The 23507-nt window shown below is 58.9% G+C and carries 15 protein-coding genes and 4 pseudogenes; 9 read left to right on the forward strand and 10 right to left on the reverse strand.

Annotation, left to right across the window (positions count from 1 at the left end; translation table 11 throughout):
• Positions 1-29 precede the first annotated feature (29 nt).
• From I6F17_RS10210 to I6F17_RS10225, 4 genes and pseudogenes are all read left to right on the forward strand, one after another.
• Positions 30-278 (forward strand): annotated as a pseudogene (locus I6F17_RS10210) (DUF4172 domain-containing protein); the annotation flags it as partial.
• Positions 269-496: a hypothetical protein gene (locus I6F17_RS10215; RefSeq protein WP_225125745.1), complete on the forward strand. Its 228-nt coding sequence runs from the start codon at positions 269-271 to the stop codon at positions 494-496. The pseudogene I6F17_RS10210 and the gene I6F17_RS10215, both read left to right, overlap by 10 nt.
• Entirely contained in the window at positions 493-705 is a 213-nt protein-coding gene (locus I6F17_RS10220) for a Fic family protein (RefSeq protein ID WP_225125743.1), read from the forward strand. Before I6F17_RS10215 ends, I6F17_RS10220 begins: the two co-directional genes overlap by 4 nt.
• A 53-nt stretch (positions 706-758) precedes the next feature.
• Entirely contained in the window at positions 759-1085 is a 327-nt protein-coding gene (locus I6F17_RS10225) for a hypothetical protein (RefSeq protein ID WP_225125730.1), read from the forward strand.
• A 148-nt stretch (positions 1086-1233) separates the two neighbouring features.
• Here I6F17_RS10225 and pyk read toward each other — a convergent pair.
• The 4 genes and pseudogenes from pyk to I6F17_RS10240 all read right to left on the reverse strand — a co-directional run.
• Positions 1234-2175: pseudogene (gene pyk, locus I6F17_RS10230) on the reverse strand (pyruvate kinase); the annotation flags it as partial.
• 112 nt (positions 2176-2287) lie between these two features.
• Positions 2288-2764: an Lrp/AsnC family transcriptional regulator gene (locus I6F17_RS10235; RefSeq protein WP_225126098.1), complete on the reverse strand. Its 477-nt coding sequence runs from the start codon at positions 2762-2764 to the stop codon at positions 2288-2290.
• Between the two features lie 327 nt (positions 2765-3091).
• A complete protein-coding gene (locus tag I6F17_RS37610; protein ID WP_346657017.1) occupies positions 3092-3370 on the reverse strand; it encodes an FAD-binding protein in 279 nt (92 codons plus the stop codon).
• A gap of 134 nt (positions 3371-3504) precedes the next feature.
• Positions 3505-5451: pseudogene (locus I6F17_RS10240) on the reverse strand (FAD-binding protein); the annotation flags it as partial.
• A gap of 765 nt (positions 5452-6216) precedes the next feature.
• Here I6F17_RS10240 and I6F17_RS10245 point away from each other — a divergent pair.
• Together I6F17_RS10245 and I6F17_RS10250 are read left to right on the forward strand one after the other, a co-directional pair.
• On the forward strand, positions 6217-7206 hold the full coding sequence (locus tag I6F17_RS10245) for a hypothetical protein (RefSeq protein WP_346657016.1): 990 nt from the start codon (positions 6217-6219) through the stop codon (positions 7204-7206).
• Positions 7207-7363: 157 nt separating this feature from the next.
• Entirely contained in the window at positions 7364-7813 is a 450-nt protein-coding gene (locus tag I6F17_RS10250; protein WP_225125726.1) for a hypothetical protein, read from the forward strand.
• A gap of 543 nt (positions 7814-8356) precedes the next feature.
• Here I6F17_RS10250 and I6F17_RS10255 read toward each other — a convergent pair.
• The 5 genes from I6F17_RS10255 to I6F17_RS10275 all read right to left on the reverse strand — a co-directional run bounded on the left by I6F17_RS10255 (position 8357) and on the right by I6F17_RS10275 (position 15715).
• Positions 8357-8731, reverse strand: a complete 375-nt coding sequence (locus I6F17_RS10255) for a hypothetical protein (RefSeq protein WP_225125724.1) — start codon at positions 8729-8731, stop codon at positions 8357-8359.
• A gap of 245 nt (positions 8732-8976) precedes the next feature.
• A complete protein-coding gene (gene rpoN / locus I6F17_RS10260; RefSeq protein ID WP_225190421.1) occupies positions 8977-10482 on the reverse strand; it encodes an RNA polymerase factor sigma-54 in 1506 nt (501 codons plus the stop codon).
• A gap of 2026 nt (positions 10483-12508) precedes the next feature.
• On the reverse strand, positions 12509-13294 hold the full coding sequence (locus I6F17_RS10265; protein ID WP_338107460.1) for a LuxR family transcriptional regulator: 786 nt from the start codon (positions 13292-13294) through the stop codon (positions 12509-12511).
• 1145 nt (positions 13295-14439) lie between these two features.
• Positions 14440-15063: a DnaJ domain-containing protein gene (locus I6F17_RS10270; protein ID WP_225124598.1), complete on the reverse strand. Its 624-nt coding sequence runs from the start codon at positions 15061-15063 to the stop codon at positions 14440-14442.
• A gap of 421 nt (positions 15064-15484) precedes the next feature.
• Positions 15485-15715 (reverse strand): hypothetical protein, encoded by a 231-nt coding sequence (locus tag I6F17_RS10275; RefSeq protein WP_225124599.1) that lies wholly within the window; start codon positions 15713-15715, stop codon positions 15485-15487.
• 812 nt (positions 15716-16527) lie between these two features.
• Between I6F17_RS10275 and I6F17_RS10280 the strand changes: the two genes are divergently transcribed.
• From I6F17_RS10280 to I6F17_RS10290, 3 genes and pseudogenes are all read left to right on the forward strand, one after another.
• Positions 16528-17898, forward strand: a complete 1371-nt coding sequence (locus I6F17_RS10280; protein ID WP_225124600.1) for a hypothetical protein — start codon at positions 16528-16530, stop codon at positions 17896-17898.
• A 2673-nt stretch (positions 17899-20571) separates the two neighbouring features.
• Positions 20572-20991, forward strand: coding sequence for an SET domain-containing protein (locus I6F17_RS10285; RefSeq protein WP_225124601.1), 420 nt, complete (start codon positions 20572-20574; stop codon positions 20989-20991).
• 351 nt (positions 20992-21342) lie between these two features.
• Positions 21343-21826, forward strand: a pseudogene (locus tag I6F17_RS10290) (transposase); the annotation flags it as partial.
• Positions 21827-21999: 173 nt separating this feature from the next.
• Here the strand turns inward: I6F17_RS10290 and I6F17_RS10295 are convergent.
• On the reverse strand, positions 22000-23507 hold a 1508-nt coding region (locus I6F17_RS10295; protein WP_225190422.1), incomplete at its 5' end, for a Ulp1 family isopeptidase.

Here is a 23507-nt window from a genome sequence, read left to right on the forward strand (position 1 = left end):
CCAAAGCCCTCACCTAAGACGCCTCAAAGCTTGCCCAGAAGCTGGCGGCGGTGCGCAATCGCCAGGGACGTCTTTCGGGGCGTATGGAGGAGCTCGGCATCAGACTCAAGACAGAAGCAAATCTTGAGGCCCTCACCGAAGAAGTCACCAAGTCGAGCGAAATCGAAGGCGAGGTTCTCAGCGACGAACAGGTGCGTTCATCGCTGGCCGTCGTCTCGGAATCGATATCGACGCCCTCACCCCTTCCGAGCGCAACGTCGAAGGCATCGTGGAGATGATGCTCGACGCCACTGGAAAGTACAGTACGCCCCTCAGCGCCGAACGGTTGTTTGGCTGGCAGGCAGCCTTGTTTCCGGGGCGCAGCGGCATGAACAAGATCACCGTCGGTGCCTGGCGCACTGAGGCGTCGGGTTCGATGCAAGTCGTCTCGGAGCCGATCGGACGCGAGCGGGTACACTACGAAGCCCCCAAAGCCGCCTTACTGGCGACGAGATGAAAGCCTTCATTGATTGGTTCAATGGCGCGCAGGAAATCGATGCCGTGTTGAAGGCGGCGATTGCGCACCTTTGGTTCGCCACCATCCATCCGTTCGAAGACGGCAATGGCCGCAATGCCCCGCGAGATTGCCGATATGGCGCTGGCCCGCTCCGAGAACAGCTCGCAGCGCTTCTACAGCATGTCGGCCCAGATCCGGCAGGAGCGTAAGCCTACTACGATATTTTGGAAGCCACCCAGAAACGTGAACTCGACATCACCGAATGGCTCGAATGGTTCTTGATTGCCTCGATCGTGCCTTCGATCGCGCTGACACAATCCTGGCGTCAGTTCTTCGAAAGGTCCGCTTCTGGAAGAAGCATGCCGATCAAAGCTTCAACGACCGCCAGCGCGCAATGATCGAACGCCTGTTCGAAGGCTTCGAAGGCAAGCTCACCTCATCGAAGTGGGCACTGGTAACGAAGTCATCGCAGGACACAGCTCTGCGTGACATTGACGATCTTGTCGCAAAAGGCGTGCTGACCAAGGACTCGGCCGGCGGCCGCAGCACGAGCTATTCGCTAATTGACGCGGATTCTGCTAATCGCTAATCAAGCGATCGCGTCGAGCTTCGCAGTTGCTGCGCCAAGTTCCGCAGATAACGTGTCATAGATCTGTCGAGGATCTTCCCATGCCCCGGCGCTTCTTCCCCGGTTGAATGCCGAAACGCCTTAGTTGTTCTGAAGACCTTGGTTAGGCCCCGCTTGCCGATTCAGCAGATAGCATCACTGCATCGGCTCCATCATAGATGGCGGTAGCGACATCTGAGGTTTCCGCCCGCGGCGGAATCGGCCCAGCCACCATGGAATCCAACATTTGCGTTGCGACGATGACGGATTTTCCGGCACGCCGAAGGCGCGCACGAGCTCCTTTTGCCGGCCAGGCACCTCCTCGGGCGGGATTTCGACGTCAAGATCACCGCGCGCCACCATAACGCCGTCCGACAAGCCAATGATGTCGTCGATTCGATCGAGCGCCATCGGCGTCTCGATTTTCGCCATCAAACTTGCGGCCTCGCCGATCAGGGAGCGTGCCTCAATCAGGTCGAACGGTTTCTGAACAAAGGACAAGGCCACCCATTGGACCCAAGGTCAATGCCGAACGCGAAGTCGGCGCGATCTTTGTTGGTGAGCGGAGATAAGGCGAGCATGGCCCCCGGTACGTTGACCCCCTTGTGGTCCGACACCAGGCCTCCGACCTCCACTTGCGCAACGATTTCTCCGTCTCGCGGCTCGGTGACCCTCAAGCGCACCCGGCCATCGTCAATGAGAAGTTCTTGCCCGGGATGGACGGCTGCAAAGATCTCCGGATGAGGCAAGGGTATCGATTGCTTTGCTTCGTTGGCTCCATCATCACAAAGCGGACCGTTTCTCCAGCACGCAAAACCAGCCTGCCTTCTTCAAGGGATCCGATGCGGAGCTTTGGACCTTGGAGATCCTGCAGGATGCCTATCTGCCGGCCGAATTCCCGCTCGAGTTCACGGATACACACATAACTCTTGGCGTGTTCTTCGTGGGTTCCGTGACTGAAGTTTAGCCGAAAGATATCTACCCCGGAAAGGTAGAGAGCACGTATCTTCTCAAGCTCGGCACTTGCCGGACCGGCTGTTGCCACGATCTTGGCGTGACGCGAGCGACGCAACGTATCCCCCATCTGAAGATTGTGATCGATCTAGCCATAAAGACCAAAGCCGACCCTTACGGACTGCGGTCGACGGTAGTTGAGCAAGCCAATGTCCTTCTTCGTCAGTCGCTTAACACCATGCGATGGAGGCTATTGGCAAAGTAAATCCTGCTTTGAACCGTTCCATGACCACCATTGTTTCAATGCGCTTTATGTCTGAACTTTCCTCTGTAAGGCGCCGAGCAAACCGCTCGTAATCTTCCATATCGTTTACGGTAACTAGCAAGACGAGGTCAGCCAGACCTGTAACGTAGAATGCGCTCATCACTTCAGGCATCTTGCTAATTTGCCTCTTTAGACGATCAACGGTATCGGCACGCGCGCGCTCCAAGGAAATGAGAACCACTGCGGTCACATTACGCCCAATTGCTTTTGGAGAAATGATGGAAACGTCGGCCTCTATGACACCCGTCGATCGAAGGCGCTTCAGCCGACGTTGAACTCCGGATGCGGATAGGCCGACCTTCCCTCCAAGTTGTTCACTACAGAGGCGATTGTCTCGTTGGACGAGATCAAGAAGACGAAAATCGATCTTGTCGAGTTGCATCACTGCCTCGCGGCCAGCGGATTGCGATCGCGTCGGGGAAGCAGACGCCTGCGCCGCTTGTCCTGACATTTTCGACTCCTCACTACGCCGCCTAGCTGTTGAACGATCGATTTCGCCCGCTGTCATATGTCTTGGAACACCTACTGGGGAGCCGAGCTCTTTGCGATACATCGAAGACAGTTAGTGCGCCGATCTCCCCCTCCGCCGGGGCTCACCACTCGAACCCGGCCGCCCTCTCAGGATGTCGCGGGTCGGGCCGACGTTTCTATCGATGCGCGCCCCGGACCCGAGCACATGTTCCCCGCCACAGACGAGTGTGGTAGACGCTCAAGCTCCGGAGGCGACGGCTTTTTGCTCCTGATCAGCGGAAAGCACTATTGCGTTGACGGCGCGATATGCGAATAGGATGGCGGGACCGATTGTTATGCCTGCCCCAGGATAAATTCCGCGCATCGGCGACGTCATGTCGTTGCCGCAAGCATAAAGCCCCTGGATTGCGTTGCCTTGTGCATCCAGGACGTTTCCGTAACTGTCCGTCGCCAATCCGGTCGCCGTGCCGAGCGTTGCCGGAACGATCGGCAGCGCGACAAATGGTCCGTCTTTGATTTGTCCAAGATTTGGATTTTTCCCGACGGTCGGATCGCCGAGCGTGCGATTGAAAGCCGATTCCCCACGCTTAAAGAGGGATCCCGTCTTTGGGCAGCGTGCCCGTTGTGTTCCTCGATCGTCTTTTGAAGCACAGCGGGATCTGGTCCCGGCTGCTTTGCGAGCTCAGAAATCGTTTCACCAGCCTTGACGTAGCCAAGGCGCACATATTTACCGATGCTCAACGTCCAGGGCCATGGCAGTAGGTGTCCCATACCCCTCAATCGAACGAACTGGTGATCGCAGATGAAGTAGAATCGCTTATCTGATGGATAGCCGTTTTCAAACATTGCCAGGCAAATATCGTGGTACGAATTCGATTCGTTGACGAAGCGTCTGGCATTTGGACCGACAGCAATGACCCCAGGACGGCCGCGGTCGAGCCAGCCGTATGGCACAACCTGCGAGCCGCTGCCGCGTTTCAGGATTGAAACCGGGGTCCAGAAGCCGGCCGATGCGACATCTTTGTCGATGGCGGCCCCGAGCGTAGTTGCAGGCCCAATGCCGTCACCGTTAACATCGGCGTGGGCCAACGTAACATCATGCTGGTGTGCACCACTGAGGTCCGTTCTCAACTGCGCGTTCCGGGCAAAGCCGCCAGTTGCGAGAACAACACCACGTGAGGCGCGCACGCGGATGCCAACGTTGATCCGCTTGATAATGGCACTCGTGACGCGCCAGCCTTCCTTCGTGAGTTCGACCGCTGGAGAATATGGCCAAATTTCTACGCCGTACTCGCGCAGGCTCACCAGCAGCCGCGCGATCAAGGCATTTCCCCCGCTGAGCTCAGTACCACGGCTGAAGCTGAGCCGATCCCGCGCATAGCGGCTCAGGCAAGTTAAGACGTGTTTGAGCGACGCAACAGATTGGAGTGGGTTGAGAAAGCTTTTCACCTCACTCGATGAGATCATCATGCCCCCGAGCACAACCCGAATGGGATGACCAATCAAATCGAAGTCCTTGCCTAGAAGCCGCCCATCATAGGGGGCGGGGCTCAGTGCCCGTCCCTTATCAGCGCCGCCAAGTTGGCTCGAGTGATAATCGGGCGTAATGGCTAGGGTAAACTTGACACTCGTGCCGTTCTCGAGCGCGGTTCGCGCCGGCGGCCTGTCTTCAAGATAAGCATCAATGAATTGCGCACGATAATAAACGCCGAGTTCGTGCTGCAGGTATGTCCTCGCATCGGCGATGGTGTCATCGATGTTAGCCGCGCGCGCCTGAGCAGAACAGGGAACCCAGACCATGCCATTCGAAAAGGCCGTCGTTCCGCCAAGACGCGGAGATTTCTCGCACGTAAAATGGAGCAGCTGATCGGCCGTGATCGCGACGATCTTCTTGTCTCGGCCAAGCTTGACGGGAGCATAGTGCGTGGCCGCAATGGCCCGCCCCGCGTTCTCGAGCAACCTTGTGGTAAAGACATTGAGGCCGAACAGATCGACCAGCGCCGGATAGAGGATGATGTCGCTGTGAGTGGCCAATTTAGCGAGTAGCGCAGGCCTTGCGCTGCTCACCAGAAGTTTTGGAAAGCCATAAGGCAGCTCAGACACAACTTCGCCGAAAACTGCGCTTCCCCTGCCACCCTCAACCCCGACAATCGCGCTGATCGTTCCTGCCCCCAGGAGGTCACCAACCTTACTGCGCGTCCTTTCAGCAATCTGCTTCAAGAGTTCCGTGGGGGTCTTCGCATCGGCTGGTTTGTCGCCGTCATCCCTCTTAGTGCCGCTGTCAATCAGGATGGTCTTGCGGCCGCACGCCTCGATAATGTCCGCAAGGTAAGACGCCTCGCGGCCCTTGGTATCCAGCGTGGCCACGATCGCGACCGCATCCGTAGTCGCGGATCCAGTCGCCAGTTCGGACAGGTTACCATCCCAGGCCGACCTCAGGTCGTCCGTGCAATGGTGAGACACGATCTTCCTCCCAGAACGATTCCTAACAACAGGTGGTCTAGACCCGGCTCTACCCGGGTGTAAGATCCGCGAGGCGTCCAAATGGGTAACATTGGGTATAAACGTTGAGAGCGAGAGTTCCGGCAAACTTGCCACACAGATGCCGGACAATAGCTAAAGGCGCAGAATTGCAAGCCTACGCGCCCTCTTTGCGCAGCCTTCCAGAAGGCTCCCTGCTGGTCATGGCGACCCTTGCCAATCCGCGATTGGAACGACTGTCTTTTGCGAGACTTGCTAACCCTCGACAAGACAACGTCGGCTCCTCATGTCTATGCGGCGATAATCATGATCGACCCGTTCGCTTGCTGGGAGGATATGGCCGAATCGTTGAAGGATGCCCGCATCACCGGCGTCGCCAATTTCCGCCCGCATCTATGATCGAGCGGTCGGCGGCGGGCGCACCTGTTGATGCCGGACAGGAGCTCGAACTTCGGCGGATGGAATGGTTCATAAGTCTTGGCTTAAAGTCGTTGTTTGCCGTCGCGAGCGATTCTGAAATCGCTGCAGCGGAGAAGCGATTTGGCTCCCATCTGGACGAACTCATCCATCTACCAGCAGAGGCTCTTACACGGAGGACGAGCGAAGAGACGGAGCTGGTAAGCCTTGGCCAGCACGGATCGTGATTACCAATGGTCGCGCTTTTGGATGGGACGACTTCGAAGCGGCCAACTTGAGCAAAGTGACGAGCGGGACTGCTCTGTAAGATCCGCAGCTTCCTGAGCACGACCCCAGAAGGCTGCCGGTCGGTCTTGCCATCCTCAAGGGCGGCGTCGATCCGACGACGGGCGCCCCATATGAAGATCAGATGGACTAACCTGCGCCGCCTGTCATACGGGGCATCTCGAATACAAGAATGTCAGCATACGGTTCGACGGTGGGCCGGCGATGGTCAATCTCGGCGACGTTGAAAGAGTGATCGGGCTATCGATCGGCTACACGCTGATGTTGCCATGGCGATTTGAGCGTTTCGCCAGCAAGCTGGAGCGGATCAAAGGGCAAAGCGTCGATAGAAAGCAGATTCGAGGCGATCTGGAGCTCGCACTTCAAAAGATCAAGAACCAAAAGGCAGCGGCCGACAGGCTTATGACGGGACAGGGAGTGGCGGATCTCGACGAAGGGTTCGGTCGACTTGATGCGCTGAACCGGATCGGGAACCAGGTTTTCTATACGAGCCTACTCGATCCCGCGACTGGCGAACTCCGGGACCAACTCCTCAAGGGCAATTTCGCGCGGCACGATGCGCCCGTGAGCTTTCCGCCAATCTGGGACACGCCGTACTTCCTTTGGGCACAGTATGACGCTTCTGTTCTCAACGAACTCGTTCGCAATTCCGGCGAGGCGCTCGGTGTCAGCGCGACAATCAATATGACAGCGGCCGCGCCCGGACGGCCGCTTTTTGCGTCGTCGATACATCTATCCGAAATCGCGCGGTTCGAAGAGCTTCTTCGCGGCGCCGATCCCTTTTCGGCGGGCGATGCAAGCCGCGGAAAATTTACCGGGCTCGTGGCCCCCAATGGAAGGACGCGCAGGAGAAATTCCGCGGTGACCCGGCCTGGGCGATTGATGAAAAGCTCGTCGAACAAGGTCGCGATCTTTATCGCGCTCACTGCTTTGAATGTCACCGGGGCCCGGTCAACGACACTGCCTTGGACAAAAAGTGGCCGGAAGATTCGTTCTGGAGCCCAGAGAACCCCGATCGCTCAGCCAAGAATGAGAAGAATTGGGTGGAGATCGGCGGACGGCATTATTTCAACGTGGTCCAGATGCCGGTCGCAGCGATCGGCACCGACCCCCAACAATCCAGCGTCCTCACGACGCGGCGCGTTCACCTACCCGCGTCACTCGGATTAAATCCTGCAGATGACCTCAACAAAGCCGGAGGCTGTGGCCTTCCGGCAGATAAAGGGGGAGATCCGCTGTTTGTACTCGCGCTCATGGACGTGGTCGGCAAGACGATTGACCAATGGATGATTGCGAACGGCACTTCTGAAGAAACCAAGCGTCAAATGTGGGGGCCGAGAAAGAACTGCCAAAAACCAGCTATGTCGGGGCGCGTGCAAGCCGCAACGGCAAGGACGAAGTTGTTCTCGCCCTTGAACCTCAGTACCGGGCGCGCCCGTTGGACGGTGTCTGGGCGGCAGCTCCTTATCTGCACAACGGCTCCGTTCCGACGCTGAGAGACATGTTGGTACCGCAGGGCCAGCGCCCGATGTCGTTTTGCGTCGGCAGCCGTGCGTTCGACCCGGTCAATGTCGGACTTCTTACGAAAGCACAGTCGGCCGACAGCTGTGCGGCCGGCCTGACGAACTTCGATGTGTCGCTGCTTGGGAACAGCAATCGCGGACATTCCTTCGAGGGCAAGGAAACCGACTTAAAGAAGCTGCCGCCTGGCGTGGTCGGACCAGAATTGACGGACGCCGAACGGCGAGCGCTTGTCGAGTATATCAAGACTCTATGAGCAAGGCGTTGCCCGCCGACCTGTACGTCGGCGCGGCTACGGTGGGACCTTCCGCCGAGCCGATTCATCCCTCCGTCGGCGGCGTGCACCATCGCCGCGAGAGCGAGGACGTCGACGTCGATTTCGCTTGGATCGACCTCGAGCCTTTCGAGGCTTCCGATGACGCTGCCCCTCACCTATCCCAGAGCCCGATTGCCGCTCAGGACGTCGACGGGGAATTCGGCTTCCCAACGACCTGCGAGATCCGGTGCCTGGTCGGCTGGCCCATGCGACCGTCAAAGCATAGAAGGCGTCAAGTGCCTGGCCGGTTGCGGCGCAGACCGCATCAACAATGGATCACACGAATGTCGGCGCCACTCTAGAAGATGGGTCGCAAAACTGTGTCGCACTGTGTGCACCGTCACGCGTTTGTTCAGATCCGCTGCGCTGTGGGCCGAGCGGCACGCAGCATACAGAACGGTCGCATCAAGCGGCCGCTAACTGTCCCGGACGGCAAATAGTCTGCGTGTCGGTCGGGTTAGCCGCCAATAGGCCCTTAGAATGTTAAGAAGTCGTGGCGAGAGCATGACGTCCCTGCCGCCTTTGCCCGCTCACCCGGATTACCATCCGCTGTCTGTCGATATCCGGAATAGCGAGGAAAGCCACTTCCGACACGCTTAATCCTGCGGCATAGACGTCGTCAGCGCTATGCGGCTCCTTAGGCCCAAGGATTGCCTTCAGAAAGCGCACCACCTCCTCGGCAATCAGCACGACCGGCAGCTTGAGAGGCTCTCGCGCGTAGGCGATGCGCTCGGGAATCTCACTGTGGCCGAGCGTCACGCCGTCGAAAAAGTGCAACGCACATACCATCTGGTTGACATGCTGCCAAGAGATCCCTGTTACCACCAGGTGAACCTGGAACGTATGAACATCCTCCAAGCGGGAGATCGGCTAAAAGCAATCGGCTAGGCTTCGATACCGCGTTGAGATTTGATCGGCTGCGTTGCCGGCGACAAATTGCCCACCGTCATGTCCTTGATCATGCGGCGGCTCACCTGAGCCATCAGAAAACCTCCTGTCTGAAGGGGTCGGCTCTGAGAACACTCGGATCCTGTCAGACGGCAGTCGGCGCGAGCGGCTTCGTTCAACCGCCAATCAACAAATGTCGCGCCAAAGACCCACTTTCAGGCAAATCCAAAGCGTAGCTTGTGGAGTCCAAATCGACGGCTGGGAGTTTCTTCCGGGAGGCCAGTTCCTGCCGATGCTTGACTGTTGATCGTTGACCACTCCTTGTCGCGGCGGCGTTGCACCGAAGAGGGTATGCGCATGGCTTCGCGGTACTTCGCGACCGTGCGGCGGGCAATATCGATGCCCAAGGCGCGCAAGCGTTCCACGATGGTGTCGTCCGACAGGATGGCGGAGGGCTCCTCCGAATCGATCAGCTGCTTGATGTGGTGACGCACCGCTTCCGCCGAATGCGCTTCGCCCCCGTCGGCCGAGGCGATCGAGGCCGTGAAGAAATATTTCAGCTCGAACGTGCCGCGGTTGGTCGCCATGTATTTGTTGGCGGTGACACGCGACACCGTGGATTCGTGCATCTGGATGGCGTCGGCGACGGCCTTCAGGTTGAGCGGGCGCAAATGGGCGACACCGTGGGTGAAGAACCCGTCCTGCTGGCGCACGATCTCGGTCGCCACTTTCAGGATGGTGCGGGCGCGCTGGTCGAGCGCGCGCACCAGCCAGGTCGCGTTCTGCAACGCATCCGTGAAATAGGACTTGTCGCCGTCCTTGCCGATCTTCTTCGACAGCTCGGAATAATAGGTCTGGTTGACCAGCACGCGCGGCAAGGTGTCGCTGTTGAGCTCGACATGCCAGCCGCCGTCGGGACCCGGGCGGACATAGACGTCGGGCACCATGGTCTGCAGGCGCGCCGAGCCGAACTTCATGCCGGGCTTGGGATTGAGGCGGCGGATCTCGCCGATCATGTCGGCGATGTCCTCATCGTCGACGCCGCAGATCTTGCGAAGAGCCGCGATGTCGCGCTTGGCGAGCAGATCGAGATGCTCGACCAGCGCCTGCATCGCGGGGTCGTAGCGGTCGAGCTCGCGCAGCTGGATCGCCAGGCATTCACTTAAGGAACGCGCGCAGACCCCGGGCGGATCGAATTTTTGCAGCACGGCGAGGACGCTTTCGACCTCGGCTTGCGACGCACCGAGACGCTCGGCGGCCTGGCCGAGATCGGGCGGCAGATAGCCGGCCTCGTCGACGAGGTCGATCAGGTACTGGCCGATCATGCGTTGCGCGGGCGCGGTGAAGGCAACCGAGAGCTGCTCGGCGAGATGGCCCGACAACGTCGTCTCGGCCGCGACAAAAGCTTCGAGATTGTAGTCTTCGTCACCGGAGGCGCCGCCGCCCCATTCGGTATAGGTGGTCGGCGCCGCATCCTGGGCGTTCCGCGAAGCTGCCTCGGCCAGCTGTTCGCCGCTGACCTGATCGACTTCAGTCGGGGCTTCGGCGCCAGCTACATCGTCATTGGCTCGCTCGAGCAGCGGGTTTCGCTCGAGCTCCTCCTCCACGAAGGTGGTGAGATCGAGATTGGACAATTGCAGCAGCTTGATCGCCTGCATCAGCTGCGGCGTCATGACCAGCGACTGCGACTGCCGGAACTCTAATCTCTGCGTGAGCGCCATGAAGCAAGAACCTTTACTGAAGTTGGCCCGCGTTTTGCTCATCTAGTCAGGAGCTGATCCACGCGTATTTGATGTCGCGCAAAAGTAGATGCGAGGTGAGATATTTAATGAAGGCAGCCAACAGCTGGACACCGAAACAATTGCGAAACTCCTTCGTTAAGTCCGTGAGACTAGAGAACCAGAGATTAGGAGGTGGCACTTTGACCCGAGGACATGAACCACAGAACAGTTTCACTGTGGCGACACTCCGATGAAGGACTTGGCAATCCGCGGCGGTTTTGATGACTTCTGAGAGTAGCGGCGATCCTACACCATCCCGTAGGACCACCGGCAATAGGTGCGCTGGGATTAGGATCGGTGCCTGCCCGCCACTCTGATAGCCCATTAACAAAGAGCCTTGCTGCACGCTCGGAGTTGGCGCGAACTTTGAAGCCAATCATGGAAGAACGTTGCCCAAACGGACTGGCACTAGGGCTGGCAGTCAAAACAGTTGAGGTGGCGGGTTGAACCGGCCGCGAGATCGGCCCTGCGCCAAAAGAGATTGCGAGGTTATCGTCGCGTTCGGCTGCCTAAAGCCTGCTGCCTGTTAGCGCAGCGCCTGCCCCATGTGCGTCGAAAACAAGTCCCTTGTCGAAGTTGCTGAGGCCTCGGCGGAAGATCGAACAGCGGACACTATTGTGCCTGCGCTTCGGCTTATCCTGGCGAAGGTCCCAACGTATTCGCGATGTCGCTTCCGGCCTCTGACGCATCCGAATCTGGGAAGGATACCTTCCTCCTCCAAATTGGCCGGCGTGACCGGGACGATCTTCTCGGTTTGTCGAGCGCCTGCGCGAGTTGCTTCGCTTGCAGCGGACTGCCGACAATCACACGGGGCGAAAGGCGTCCGCACCGCCATGCTGTTGCGATGACCTCGAGCACCACCTCATCGCTGGCCAGCAGAGTCTTGCCAGCGCTTTGACGCACTCCGCGTCATATCAGTGCTGCCGGCGGAGCCTGCCGCCACCCCAAACATCCCTCCGAAGCTTCGCTGGATGCCGAGTCCAATCACTCGTCTCATCGGCATCTGAGCTGCGGCGAGACGACAAGTGCGAGTTAGGGCTCTTGCTACAACGCAGTGAGTCGCAGAGGTGGCCAGCTCCCAACTCGAACTCCCGGCGCATTGCCTGTATCGCCGGACCCGCAATTCGTGCTCCCGCTGCCTCCGTGCCGATGGTAGTACCATACACCACGCTGTAGAACACCGCAGCGGAACGTTGGCACCGGCAGATCTCATACCGGTTACTAACACTATTGAGCGGCCGCACGAAGAGTTCAAGCGACGGATCAAGATCAAGACCGTTTGCCATCAGCGGTCGCCACGGCAATATTGTCTTGGCCTGCTCACTCCTGCCAGATCAACATGCGGCAAGGTCGATGGGTGGAGAATCCTTACCACAATGCCTAGATAGGCGATTGACCTCGCTGCACGAGCAGGTGGCTTCATGTTGATGGAAATCGTGCCGCAATTGTAAGGCGGCGCTGGCGGCGTTGCCCCCGCGGTGAAGCGCACGGCTTCAGCGATCATGGCTTTGTGTACCGGCAAGCCGCTGCCATAGGGCGAACCACCTTGCCTCGGCGGAGCGCATCAGGCAGCGGCACCTCGATTGCCGGATCGATAAGACCGGGACGCTGGCGCGGCCTCGATCGCCTCGGGACGGTTGCTGGAGAGAATGAAGATGATGTCGGCGTCTTCCGCCGTCTCGTTGAGCAGCGTGTTTAGCAACACTAGATCGCTTGAGAGGCGGATTGAGTCTGGCGCAACGGGACTTGCATGCAACGACGACGCCCCAAGTCCACACCGGGCGCTGTTGAGGGACACCGCATACGCGCGCCTGATGCGCTTGCGTGCCCAGCTATCTGGTTTGAGCCGCTTCCGTTGAAGTACATCGTCGAAGCCACTAGAGATCGGTTGTCCCGATCCGCGGCAATTACAGAAGAGCCCGCCCGAAGACGGGGCCTTTGATCGTGCCTTTAAACGGGCGCGGAGTTAAATGAGGCGGCGTCGGGTTGCTTTGTGTACAGCATTTGTCCGGTTCGCCGCCCCTAGCTTTCTGACGACGTTCTTCATGTGAAAGTTGACGGTATTCTCGCTGACGTCCACAAGTCGCCCGATTACCCAGGCTGACTTTCCTTCTGCAACCCAGTATAGGCACTCTGTTTCTCGCTCGGTTAGCGGAATGTCTGTCTCGCAATCTTCATCAAGGGGCGGTGTAATCTGCGCGACAGCGTTGTGAAACGCCGACGCCAATATCGTGAGATGAGCCATGCGCTTCTGTGGATCGGCATCATCGAAGGGAGATGCAAACGATACGAAAGCCAATCGGCCTTGCGATCCAAACAATGGCACACTTATGCCATGCTTAAGACCTGCTTCTCTGGCCTCGTGCAAGACGCGCAGCTCACGGGGCTGCAGTTTATATTTATGGGTTAGGTCATCCCAAAGAAAGGGCCTTGGCAGCATTGCTGTCCGCCGGACTACCGGGTCGATCGCTCGATACTCTTGCTCAGCATAGCGTTGGCACCAATCAGACGGGAAGTTTATGGTTGGCGGGGGCGGCAGATAGTCCAGCAGACGACGCTCATTCGAGCAGGTGAGTGCTCCGTACGCGACTTTATTAAAGCCTTCATTGCTCGCGCAACTGACAAGAAGATCGAACAGCGCTTTGATTGATTTTGTCTGTGTAGCGCATTCGACGAAGCTAAATAGGTCTGGCCCGCGGCTTTCCCGTCCGCTTGAAGAGAGTGGCATTTGGCCGTGCGATTGGTCATCCATTTCTATTTCCATTTTACTTGCACAGATGTTGGCTCTGCTTGTCGCAGCTGGAAGTCCGCGCGCGAAGGAAAGCGCCGGGCCCGAAATGTTTGACCCGGTCCCAGCGCGTACCGACCAATAGGTGGAGCAAACCGATGCGCGCCGCTCCGCAGGTTGAGCCAACGGGGAGCTGTCTTTGTTCGTTGCCGGTCGGTCCGGTTTCTATCCGAGCTACGGAGTCGTCACGTGCGTATCCAGACTCTCGAAAGAATGGCTGGCAAATGATGCAACGGTTGCGGCGGACAAGGTCAGCACTTCTCGTAAGAACATACCAACGTCTCAAGCGCCGACGTAAAGAAGTGCGCTCGGCACGGAACTCTTCGCGCAGCTCGGCACACCTCAGGTCACGGACCGGTGCGGCCCCTCTCAGGCGCTTGCGCATGTTGGGCCGCCACTCGCGGACATTGACAACCAGCTGCTTTATAAGGACGACAGCGTGCATGCGATCCTCAGGACTTCCAAGAACCAGCATGGTGGGCACAGCAATTCTCGTACCACTTTCCGATTTGGCAGAATGGCCCCTTAAGAGAGAGGCACTCAGAGAAAGACGGTCTCATCTGAGTTGTTTCGAGCGGATGCGACATACGTCAAACATGCGACAACGTCTCAGGCGCGACATCGAATTGATATAGATCAGAGCATGATTGCGGTTGCCTCACCTGCATTGACGCGGAACGAGGTGGGCGCTGCCCGTGCGGTCCTAACGCGCAAGCCAAATCGAGTAAGGGCCTTTCCATCCTTGAAATCGAGCAGCGGAGCAGCAGTTTAGTCTTGCGGGTTCTTTGAGCAGCCGAGGACCGGCGCTTTCAGCGTTTCGCTGTGGCGCGCCTTTGCGAACCGCCCCCTTCGGCGTCGTGAGGACTTGCCCCCTCCTTGCAACGCCGAGGAGCGAGCAAATGAAAGAGGAAAGAATCACGGAAGGCTCGTCGTGGATTGATCCGGGGCGCGCTGTTGATAAAGACTCCTGCTAACGTCGCGGAGATGCTGCTCCTCTCGGCCTAGGCGTGGGGGTCTGAAGCGGATTACACGCCAGCTCGGATGCAGCTTTCACACGATGAAGGGCTAGTAGCGGCCGGTGGGGTGAAGCCGTTCAAGTCGTGTCCGCCCTAGCTCTCGCGCACCACGGTCTTCAGGTAATGGTAGGCCTTGATGATCTCGACCAGGCGATCCTCCGTAGATCGGTCGCCGCTATTGGCATCGGGATGGAGCTGCTTGACCATCGCCTTGTACTTCGCCTTGATATCGCCGAGCGTCGCATTGGCATTCAGGCCCATCACCTGCAACGCTTTCCGCTCGGCATTTAAAATCTTGCGCGCCTCAGGCTTGGCCTCCGAGCGGGGGCGGGCACCGGCGCGTCCGTTCAGCTCGAGGTGCGTGCAGAAGGCATGCCAGTCGTCCTCGAAATCGGCCGCGCTGCCGACCATTTTGCGGGCGCTGATGTTCTCGCCCATCTTCCAGGTCGGACGATGGCCGGTCAGCGCGTCGTTCTGGTAGCGCGCGACCGCTTCCGCGTCCATCCCCGAGAAGAAATTGTAGGACTCATTGTATTCGCGAACATGGTCGATGCAGAAGTGCCAATATTCGCGCGCATTGTCGCGGCCCTTGGGCGCGGGATGGGTAGCCTTGTTTTGGCAACCAGGCCATTCACATAGCGCCGCGGTCTGGTGCTCCCGCGCTTCCTTCTTGTTGATGCGAATGGAGTCGAAGATTTTGGAGGTGTCGATCAGCATGACTGGCTCCGTTAGCGGAGCGGCAGTTAACAGCGCCGCTTGTATGCTAGAGAATTCGTTTGGACAGCAAGTTGGATCTGTCTCAGCCTTTGCGTCTAGTTAGTGGCATGATGTATCAGGCACTTCCTAGCAATCGACATGCCAGGACCCGCGAGCTTGGTTCAGGCAAGCATCCTTCTGCGATTCAGATCGACTCAATTGCAATTTGCTGTCGGGTTCTGCACATAGAGGTCTTGAACGGGACCGGGTGAATACGAAGAAAGCGGGAGCTGCGCAGGAATCTGGGTGATAACGCTCAGAGAGCCGGCGTATCCAGGCGGATGGCGAACCTGCGAGAACTTCTTCAAGGAGCCGATGCGGCCCGAAGGAGACGATCAACATCCTACCCTTCGGTCAGCCGTCTGCGGTTGATCATGCACTGCTACAAATTCTGCGCAACATAGCGCGCGATCTGTTCGTCCGGGCCGTCCAGACGGAATTGCCGCGTTCCGCAGACGCCGGCGAGCTGAAGCCGCCGCGGATGGTCGCGCCGGCCGTGCGGAACGGCCATGGCCCGGCGCGCAACATCGCAACGGATATCGGCGAGATCGAGATTGCCAGGCCCAAGGTGAGGACCGGCGCGCGAGCGGCTCGCCAGTTGGATCGGCTTCACCTCGGTGATTTTGCCAGTCCGAGCGCGGCGAACTAGGAGCCTCGATCGCCTGCTGCCCGCCCCTTAGCTGCGCGCTATGTCGACCGGCGATCCAGGAGGCGCTCTCGGCCCTGCTGGAAAGGATACAACGAACCTTTCACCTTCGATGATTTTGAGCCTGAATGACCAATCGCAGCGCGAATACGAGCGCTGGCAGCAAAAAGCCGTCAACGTGCTCAAAGACATCCCGAGCTGGTTCGGAGCGGCAAGAAGGCCATACAGGATCTCAATGGCGCCAAGCCGAGCGGTTGGAGCATGCACTCGATACCTTGGTCGAGAATCGCGCTAAATATGGCATGACGTTATTGCCGGACAAGGATTGCGAATCTTGAGCCTATTGGCTGTCTATGACTTTCCTGCCGAGCACCAGAGCCAGCTGAGAACTACAATCCGATCGAGAGCATCCGCCGCGGTGCGGCAACCGAGCGTGCGAGCCAAGAAAGCGTTATCGCCACAAACCGTAAAATTGATGGTGCAAGCTGATCGAGGTGGCCTCGAAACGTGCGGGTTGACTGAAGAGACCCAATCAGTTGCCGAGATGGTCGCGGCGTCAGAGTGCCGACGCCATTGTGCTCGTCCCGAACGGGCAAAGCCATGCCGCCTGCTCGGTCCCATCACGAGTCGCGGTCCAAAGCGGCGAAATGACTGATTTGAGATCGCAATCCGTAAGTCTCTAAGCGCGTCAGCTTTTCGACAGCTGATCCCAATAGAACGAGAGAGAGCGCCACTATCGTCTCCGCATTGCGAATCGACTCAAACCCCGGGGAGTTGACATGGACCCATTTAACAGCATCAACCCATTCGACCGTGACCACGCCGCGGTGCCACAACCGCAACAGCAGCAAGCGGAGTTTGAGCCGTACTTGGATGAAGTGCCGCAGCTTGATCCTCCTGCCGTTGCAGAGATCCCCGCTTCTTCAGATCCCTACTATTTTCCTCTGACTGAGGAAGAGCGTAGCCTCATCGAGGCCTTGGAACTTGGGCACCAGGGGGCTTACGGTCCTCATCCCGAAGACGCCGTCACCAGACACCTCGGGGACACCGCTGCCCAGCACAGCGCGCCGCGGGAAGCTTGGACTTGGCCGGTAGAGCTGCCTGTGGAAGGTCACGATCAGGACCCGCTGCGAGGGATGATGGGCGAACCCACCCTAACATCGTCTCTCCCAACCGCGCGCGATCACCAGGGACCGGACCGCGGAAAAGCCGTTCAGCTCAACTGGAGCGACGGCTACCAACCGGCTCGGAACGAGCTGACCGGGAGCGCTCCCTCTTCAAGTCACGAGGTCCTCTTGGGTGAGGACTACACCGGGGAGTTGAGGCCTGCGAAGAGGCAAAGAACACTAAGCCATACGGAAGGGGATGCCATCGGACGCGAGGTGAGCGAGCCCGGCAGTTCAGTCGTTCGCGAGCTGATGGAAGACGCCGGCGCACCGTTTCAGGCCAGCGATCGGCTCGTCCTTCCCGAAGGCTACGATCAGGACCTGCTGTGGGCGATGGTGGGAAACGCTGGCGCATCGTCGTCCGTCGAGCCAACCGAGGGTCATCACCAAGGGCTGGATTCAGAACCGGCCGTTATTCCCTTCAATTTCCGGCAGGGCGACCAGCACGCGTCCGCTGCGCTTGACCGTAGCAACGTCGCGCCGAGCCAGGACAGCCGACCCAACAGTTTTATCGTTCACAATGACCGCTACACGGCGCTGTTCGTGCCCGCGGCAACGATGAGGCGAAGCACCCCTCTTCCGCAAGGCGCTGCCATTCCTCTGGGATTTCGACTGGAAAACGCTCCGCAGCCCAGCGCGCAACCAGCGAACCGAGCCTCATCATCGCGGCTTGGACGGTCGATGGAGCAAGCCGCTCCGGCGTCCTCCTCCAGGGCTGAGGGGACGTCCCCCGCGCCCCGCGAGATTTATGCTGCATCATTCGCCGTTCCCAAGAATTTTTCGCACGGCGACCAACCAGCCCCGGACACGATGCTCTCGATGCTTCGCCGCTGGGGCCAGTTGCCGAACGATGCGCAGCCGGCAAGAAACTACGATATTCTCGGCGAGCGTTACACCGCCCTCTTGGGGCCGGGAGGCCCAAATGACGTGCGGCTCATCCATCACCCAAGCAATGGAGATGCCGAGAGACAATCCCCACGCTAAGAACTAGGAACCCGACCACATAGCTCCGGTATTGGACTTATCAATGTAGCATAGCTTGCGCCAGCGAGCTTGGCGCGGTTCCGGGGGGTCCGGGTGAGCGCTACCCCGCCCGATTAACTTGCGCGCATCATCGCTGTGCGGCTCCTCGTTGAGCCGCACAGCGATCTTCTTTGATCTTCCGAACGCCAAAGCTGCGAAGAACACCTACGGTGTTATCGCCGTTGCGTTTTACAGCATTGCCATTGATTGGGGCCTCGGCCCCGAGACAGGGAAGCATCCTCGGAGTAAAGAGGCTGGTTCCTGCCGCATCGAACACGCGTCGGCTGAGCTTAGCTGGCTGCAGATGGGTGTGGTCGTCCATCAGTCCCAGATGCACATCCTGGCCGTGGCGTTCCGCAGAAAGCTCGTCTGGCCGACGAGGCGCTGCCCAGCACCTCGTCGATCCGCCTCGAGCCTTTCAGTACATATCTCAGGGGTCAGCAATGGTCCGGAATACCGTGCGCGATCTTCATCGCTTAGCCCAGCCGACGTGTTCCGCAGCTCACACAGTGCTACCCCGAAGCTACTGCCAACGCCCTTGTCGTGGTTATACTCCTGAGATGTGCATTCAACGTCCCCGCGGAAAGCCGGTCAGCAATGCCGTTCCCATTTTTCGGCGTAGACAGTCGCTGAAACCTTAAGAGCAGTGCATAGACCGTGAATTATCTGTCGCTACTCCGGTTTTGGACGCTTTGAGTGAGAACCGCGTCCTCCGGGATAAGGTTTCGGTTCAGCGCGGACCGCCGTCGGCACTGCTCTGCCCCGTTGAAGACGACGACCTGAGATGACCTCTCCTCAAGGAGCTTCAGCGCAGGATGAAGCTGAGCATGCCGCAGCGACCTCTGTCCGGCTGATCAAATCGGCCAGATGAGTGTCGAGGACCCTCAAAATAGCGAACGAGCCGCAAAGACGATCGCCACGGCAACATGGTTGCCGAGCACCAAAGCTGTATCTGTCCGCGACCAGCTTTCGCTGCTGAATGTCAACACCAGGAACTCCGACCCCGAGGCTGCTGCCCCAGCTAAGCCATATCGCGACCATTATGTGTGAACGACCGCACATCTCGCGCGTACTTTGATGCCGGCAAATCATAGGGCAAGGCTCGCCGGCGCGAACGTTGAGGCGTTTCGCACTTCCTGCCGGCTTCAACTGACGATCGCCGCGACAATGTTCTACCTGAGCTGATCGTGCAAGCCTGCCGGGCCGAAAGTAGCACCAGGCGGGCACACCGCGGCTCCCGCAAGCATCGGGCCGACGCGACTCGCGCGAGGCGATCAAGTTCACGAGGCGTCTGCATGCCCCTAGCGGCGGATCGACGAACGCCACATTGAAAGATGCCTGGACCAATTGTGCGCAGGCTGTGCCGTGCGTTTGTCGCGTGTTTCAGTGTCCGGGCTGAGGAATAGAGCGCGGGGGGAGTACTTTCTGGCACGAGTGTCGTCTCTCTTTGGAGACCTGGCGCGATCACGGCTTGGCCGAGAAGCCCTCAGAGGAACGGGCCGAGCGAGTAAGGCAGCTCTGGTTATGGCTCGATTACCTCGTGGCCATGAGCGCTTGAGATGGGCCCTTCCATTTAGGGAAAAGATCTACTCTGGCTTCAGGTCCGCTCTGGGGTCTCGATGCGGAGAACATTGCAATTCGTTCATGCGCCGCCTTCAGCTGGCCTGGCGAGTTTGCCGATGAGCTTGAGACAATCGGCCTACGACGGGCTGCGGCTTCGGACAAAGCGCATAAGCCTCTCCTTGCTCACCTGCAGGATCAGCCGTTTTGCGGAGCCCCCTCTCCGTTACCGCTAAGCACCAAACCGGGATGCTGCACCCTAGACTCCAGCCTCGCCGCGCGTCGCGCCGATCGCGTCAAATCCCTTACGGCCAAACGCTTAGTGCAGATCTGGCGTCCTCACAGGACGGCCTCGCAGCGGAAGCGGCACGGGCGATGACCAGGAGTCTACGAGCGCACCACCAGCTCTAGGTCGCTCACAGGTGACCGATACGGTGCATACGCCCGCGAAATTATCCTGCACCTGACCTGCCATCGAACTTTCATCGAGCGGCAGTCACATGTGGCGACTTTCAGCGAGACCGTGCTTTAGACCACCCCAAGACTAGAGCTTTGTCGCGTGATTACAATGGGGGGCTGGTTACGCCGACGTGGTTGTGCGGCGAAATCAGCGTTCGACTGCCGATCGCCCACGGGGTGGCCCTTCGCTAACGATGTGCCCATGTCTCCACTTCTGTCCTGCGCATCCGCAAGGGACAGGAAACAGTGGCCATTGAGCGGTCAGCGCGAAAGCGGCTCTTGAAGGACTCGATGAAGCCGTTGCCGGCGGCTTGCCGGACCGTGAGAAAGTAAGCGTATCGCCGCGCTGATAGGCTTACGGGTCACGATCGCGCGACATGAACTCGCCGCCTTGATCAACGCGGATCTTTGCTCGCAATCCCACTGACTTGCAGCCCCCTTCCAGCACCGCCAAGATGGCGGTACCGCGAAAGGCGATCCGCCAGCCGCTGTCGCAACGAATGCGAAAAAAACCCAATTTGGGACGGAGGCGCGATTAGACGACCCTACCGGTTTGTGCAGGAGATTTCGGGGCTCAGGTCAGTTAGCTTGCTGGGTGTTAGGGAGACTTCTTCAATGTTGATTGTCGAAACTGTTTTAAAGCCAGACCAGTTTGGCGGTATTGGACTTTTCTCCGCCGCCCTTTTGCTCAAAGATTCGCTGATTTGGATTCACAACCCAATCGTTGACATCGCAGTGACGCCTGAGCAGTACGAAGCTCTAGCTCCAACATTTCGAGCTCTACTTGATAAGCATGCCTATCCAAGAGACTACAAGGCTAATGATGGTGTTATAGAGTACAATGCTGACAATGCCCGCTTCATGAAGCACAGCAGTCAGCCAAACACATATCAAGACGATCATTGCCGAATTTTAACCGCGCGTGACGTACAACCTGGTGAAGAACTGACCTGCAATTACTTGTTTTTCGATCCGACGTGTGACTTATCGTGGAATAAAGAACCATCGGTGAATGTTGATGCCCCGACGGGCTAGGCGGCAGTGGACTGAATTCGCGGTCTGACGACTTGATTCGTCGGCGAATTTACGGGAAGAGTTTCGGCAACTATTTGTGGCCATCGACCGACCCAGCTTTTTGCGGCAGCCTCCTGGAGCCTGAAGACGTGGAGTTCACAAGATCTATAGAGCCTACCCTAGGCAAGATCTCCGCAGATGCCCCTGCTTTCGCACTTAGTTCAGAATCTGACGACGCTCGATCAATTCCCAATCGCTGCTGAGATGGCGCAGGAACTGAGCCTGAAAGTATCTTAGCATGCGCTGATTGGGCTGCTTAACGTCAGAGTGGCAATGTGCTGTTCACAAACGCACTTGATGACGACCGCTTGCGAGATCGAGCGCACCAGCAACGGCCGGGACGCCGACGAGCGGCGCGCCCTGCGCCAGGGAAAGGATCAAGCCGCTTCTCGAGGATATGCACGCCTGATTGTTGCGAGAGCGCGAAACCCTCTCGCGCTCCTCCGAGGTCCTGAAGCTTATGAATTACATGCTCAGGCGGTGGGACGACTTCGCCCGCTTCCTCGACGATGGCAAGATCTGCTTGACGGATGCGCTGAGCGCGCATTGAGAGGCATTGCCTTGGGGAAGGCGCAACTAGACCTTCGGTGGTAGCCAGCGTGGCGCCGACCGTGCCGCCATCATGCTGACGATGATCACGACCTATCGCCTCAACGACTTTGATCCCAAGGCCTGGCTCGCCGAGGTCCTGGTCTGGATCGCCGATCTTCCCGCGTCGCGCCTGCACGAACTGCTGCCCTGGGAATGGAAGCTCCTGCGCCAGGCCGATAAGCCCGCCGGGTCAGCAGGCCGCTGACCTTCACCCGACCGATCGTAGAGCTCGCTGTGCCCGCGCGCATGCGTCAATCAGGCGGTCTTCGTCGTATGCGTACTCAGCTCCTCACGTGAGACACTATGATGCTCTGCGAGCACACCGATTGCGGATCTTCGATCGGCTAGAACAGCATTTCACTCGGTCGTGCGCCCTATTCAGTTGAAGCTGACACCAGCGCCTAGTCGGTCCCGCAGCGCCTGCCGACTGATGACAAGATTGTTGAGGTTCAAGTCCGGCCGTCTTGCTGCCAATCGCCTAACCAGTTCCCTGGTGCCGTCCAGGACAAAGACGCCGCAGTCATAACTGTTCTGCTGCTGTCTTATCGGGGCCTGTTGCAGGTAAGCGTCGAGCCGTCCTGCGAGTTCCGCTGCGGGCCTGTCATTGTATCCCTGGGTAGAGTCATAGTGATAGGCGACCGGCCGGCCACGATCGCGGCGATCAACCAGCAGCAGCGACCAGTGACTGCCGCGCTGATGTCTATCCGTGTTGCTGGCATCGCTTACCGGCAGGAACAGGAAGTCGACTGTATCGTAGCGAACCCACCCTAATGCTCGTTCGGCGACCTCCTTGGAGGGAGATCGCAACATTTGGGCTACCAGGGGATCCACGAACCGCGTCCGGGCGGCGAAATCCGGATTGTTCTGCTGGAGCTCCTGCGCCAGGAGCTCATAGTCCCGCTGGATATGTTGGTCACCCAGCCACTGCGTGGGGCCCAGCACGGGTCCGCTACGGTGGCCGGAAGAGGCAACAGTAGCCGAGGGGTCGATCTGAGCACCCGGGACAGAGGTCGGGCGAGGATGATGGATGAATTGCGCACCGCGACGTCCTCGCGGCCCCAATGTAATCGAGTTGGTCTCACCGTTGATGGAGACCTGGGTTGGGCCGCTGAACGGGGTCGGCAGGACCCCGATATTATCCAGGACATCGAGTAAGAAATCCGGTACCGGCTGGGAGCCATCCTGGCAATCCTCATCGACTCGGGATCCGATGTCCTCAAGCTCCTCAAGTACGCCCGACCGCCCGACGAAGAAGGCGGGTTTACCGGCAGGGCTGAGCACCGGCGCTGACTGAGCATCGTCTTGCATCTGCTGCGGTGTGTACGGCAGATCAACGAAAGAGTTGAGACCCCGGTAGATGTCTGAGGAGTGAGCTGGCGCGTCCGACGGTCCGGCGAAGACCGGCGGTCTAGCGGCAGCCCCACTCACCGGCGTCGACTGAGCATCGTCTCGCATCTGCTGCGGCGTGTACGGCAGATCAACAAAAGACTGAAGACCGCGGAAAATGTCTGGCGACTGAGCTGGCGCGTCCGATGGTCCGTTGAAGAGCGGCGGTCTGGCGGCAGCCGCGCCCACCGGCGCTGACTGAGCATCGTCTCGCATCTGCTGCGGTGTGTACGGCAGATCAACGAAAGAGTTGAGACCGCGGTAGATGTCTGACGACTGAGCTGGCGCGTCCGGCGGTCCGGTGAAGAGCGGCGGTTTGGCGGCAGCCCCACTCACCGGCGCCGACTGAGCATCGTCCCGCATCTGCTGCGGCGTGTACGGCAGATCAACGAAAGAGTTGAGACCGCGGTAGATGTCTGACGACTGAGCTGGCGCGTCCGGCGGTCCGGTGAAGAGCGGCGGTTTGGCGGCAGCCCCACTCACCGGCGCCGACTGAGCAT

Source organism: Bradyrhizobium sp. NBAIM18, assembly GCF_020193825.1.
Classification (GTDB): Bacteria; Pseudomonadota; Alphaproteobacteria; order Rhizobiales; family Xanthobacteraceae; genus Bradyrhizobium; species Bradyrhizobium yuanmingense.

Excerpts from the sequence above, each read along its gene's own strand:
- I6F17_RS10220 (WP_225125743.1), top strand. The coding sequence starts at position 493 with ATGAAAGCCTTCATTGATTGGTTCAATGGCGCGCAGGAAATCGATGCC.
- I6F17_RS10225 (WP_225125730.1), top strand. The coding sequence starts at position 759 with ATGGCTCGAATGGTTCTTGATTGCCTCGATCGTGCCTTCGATCGCGCT.
- I6F17_RS10235 (WP_225126098.1), bottom strand. The coding sequence starts at position 2,764 with ATGCAACTCGACAAGATCGATTTTCGTCTTCTTGATCTCGTCCAACGA.
- rpoN (WP_225190421.1), bottom strand. The coding sequence starts at position 10,482 with ATGGCGCTCACGCAGAGATTAGAGTTCCGGCAGTCGCAGTCGCTGGTC.
- I6F17_RS10265 (WP_338107460.1), bottom strand. The coding sequence starts at position 13,294 with ATGGATGACCAATCGCACGGCCAAATGCCACTCTCTTCAAGCGGACGG.
- I6F17_RS10270 (WP_225124598.1), bottom strand. The coding sequence starts at position 15,063 with ATGCTGATCGACACCTCCAAAATCTTCGACTCCATTCGCATCAACAAG.
- I6F17_RS10280 (WP_225124600.1), top strand. The coding sequence starts at position 16,528 with ATGGACCCATTTAACAGCATCAACCCATTCGACCGTGACCACGCCGCG.
- I6F17_RS10285 (WP_225124601.1), top strand. The coding sequence starts at position 20,572 with ATGTTGATTGTCGAAACTGTTTTAAAGCCAGACCAGTTTGGCGGTATT.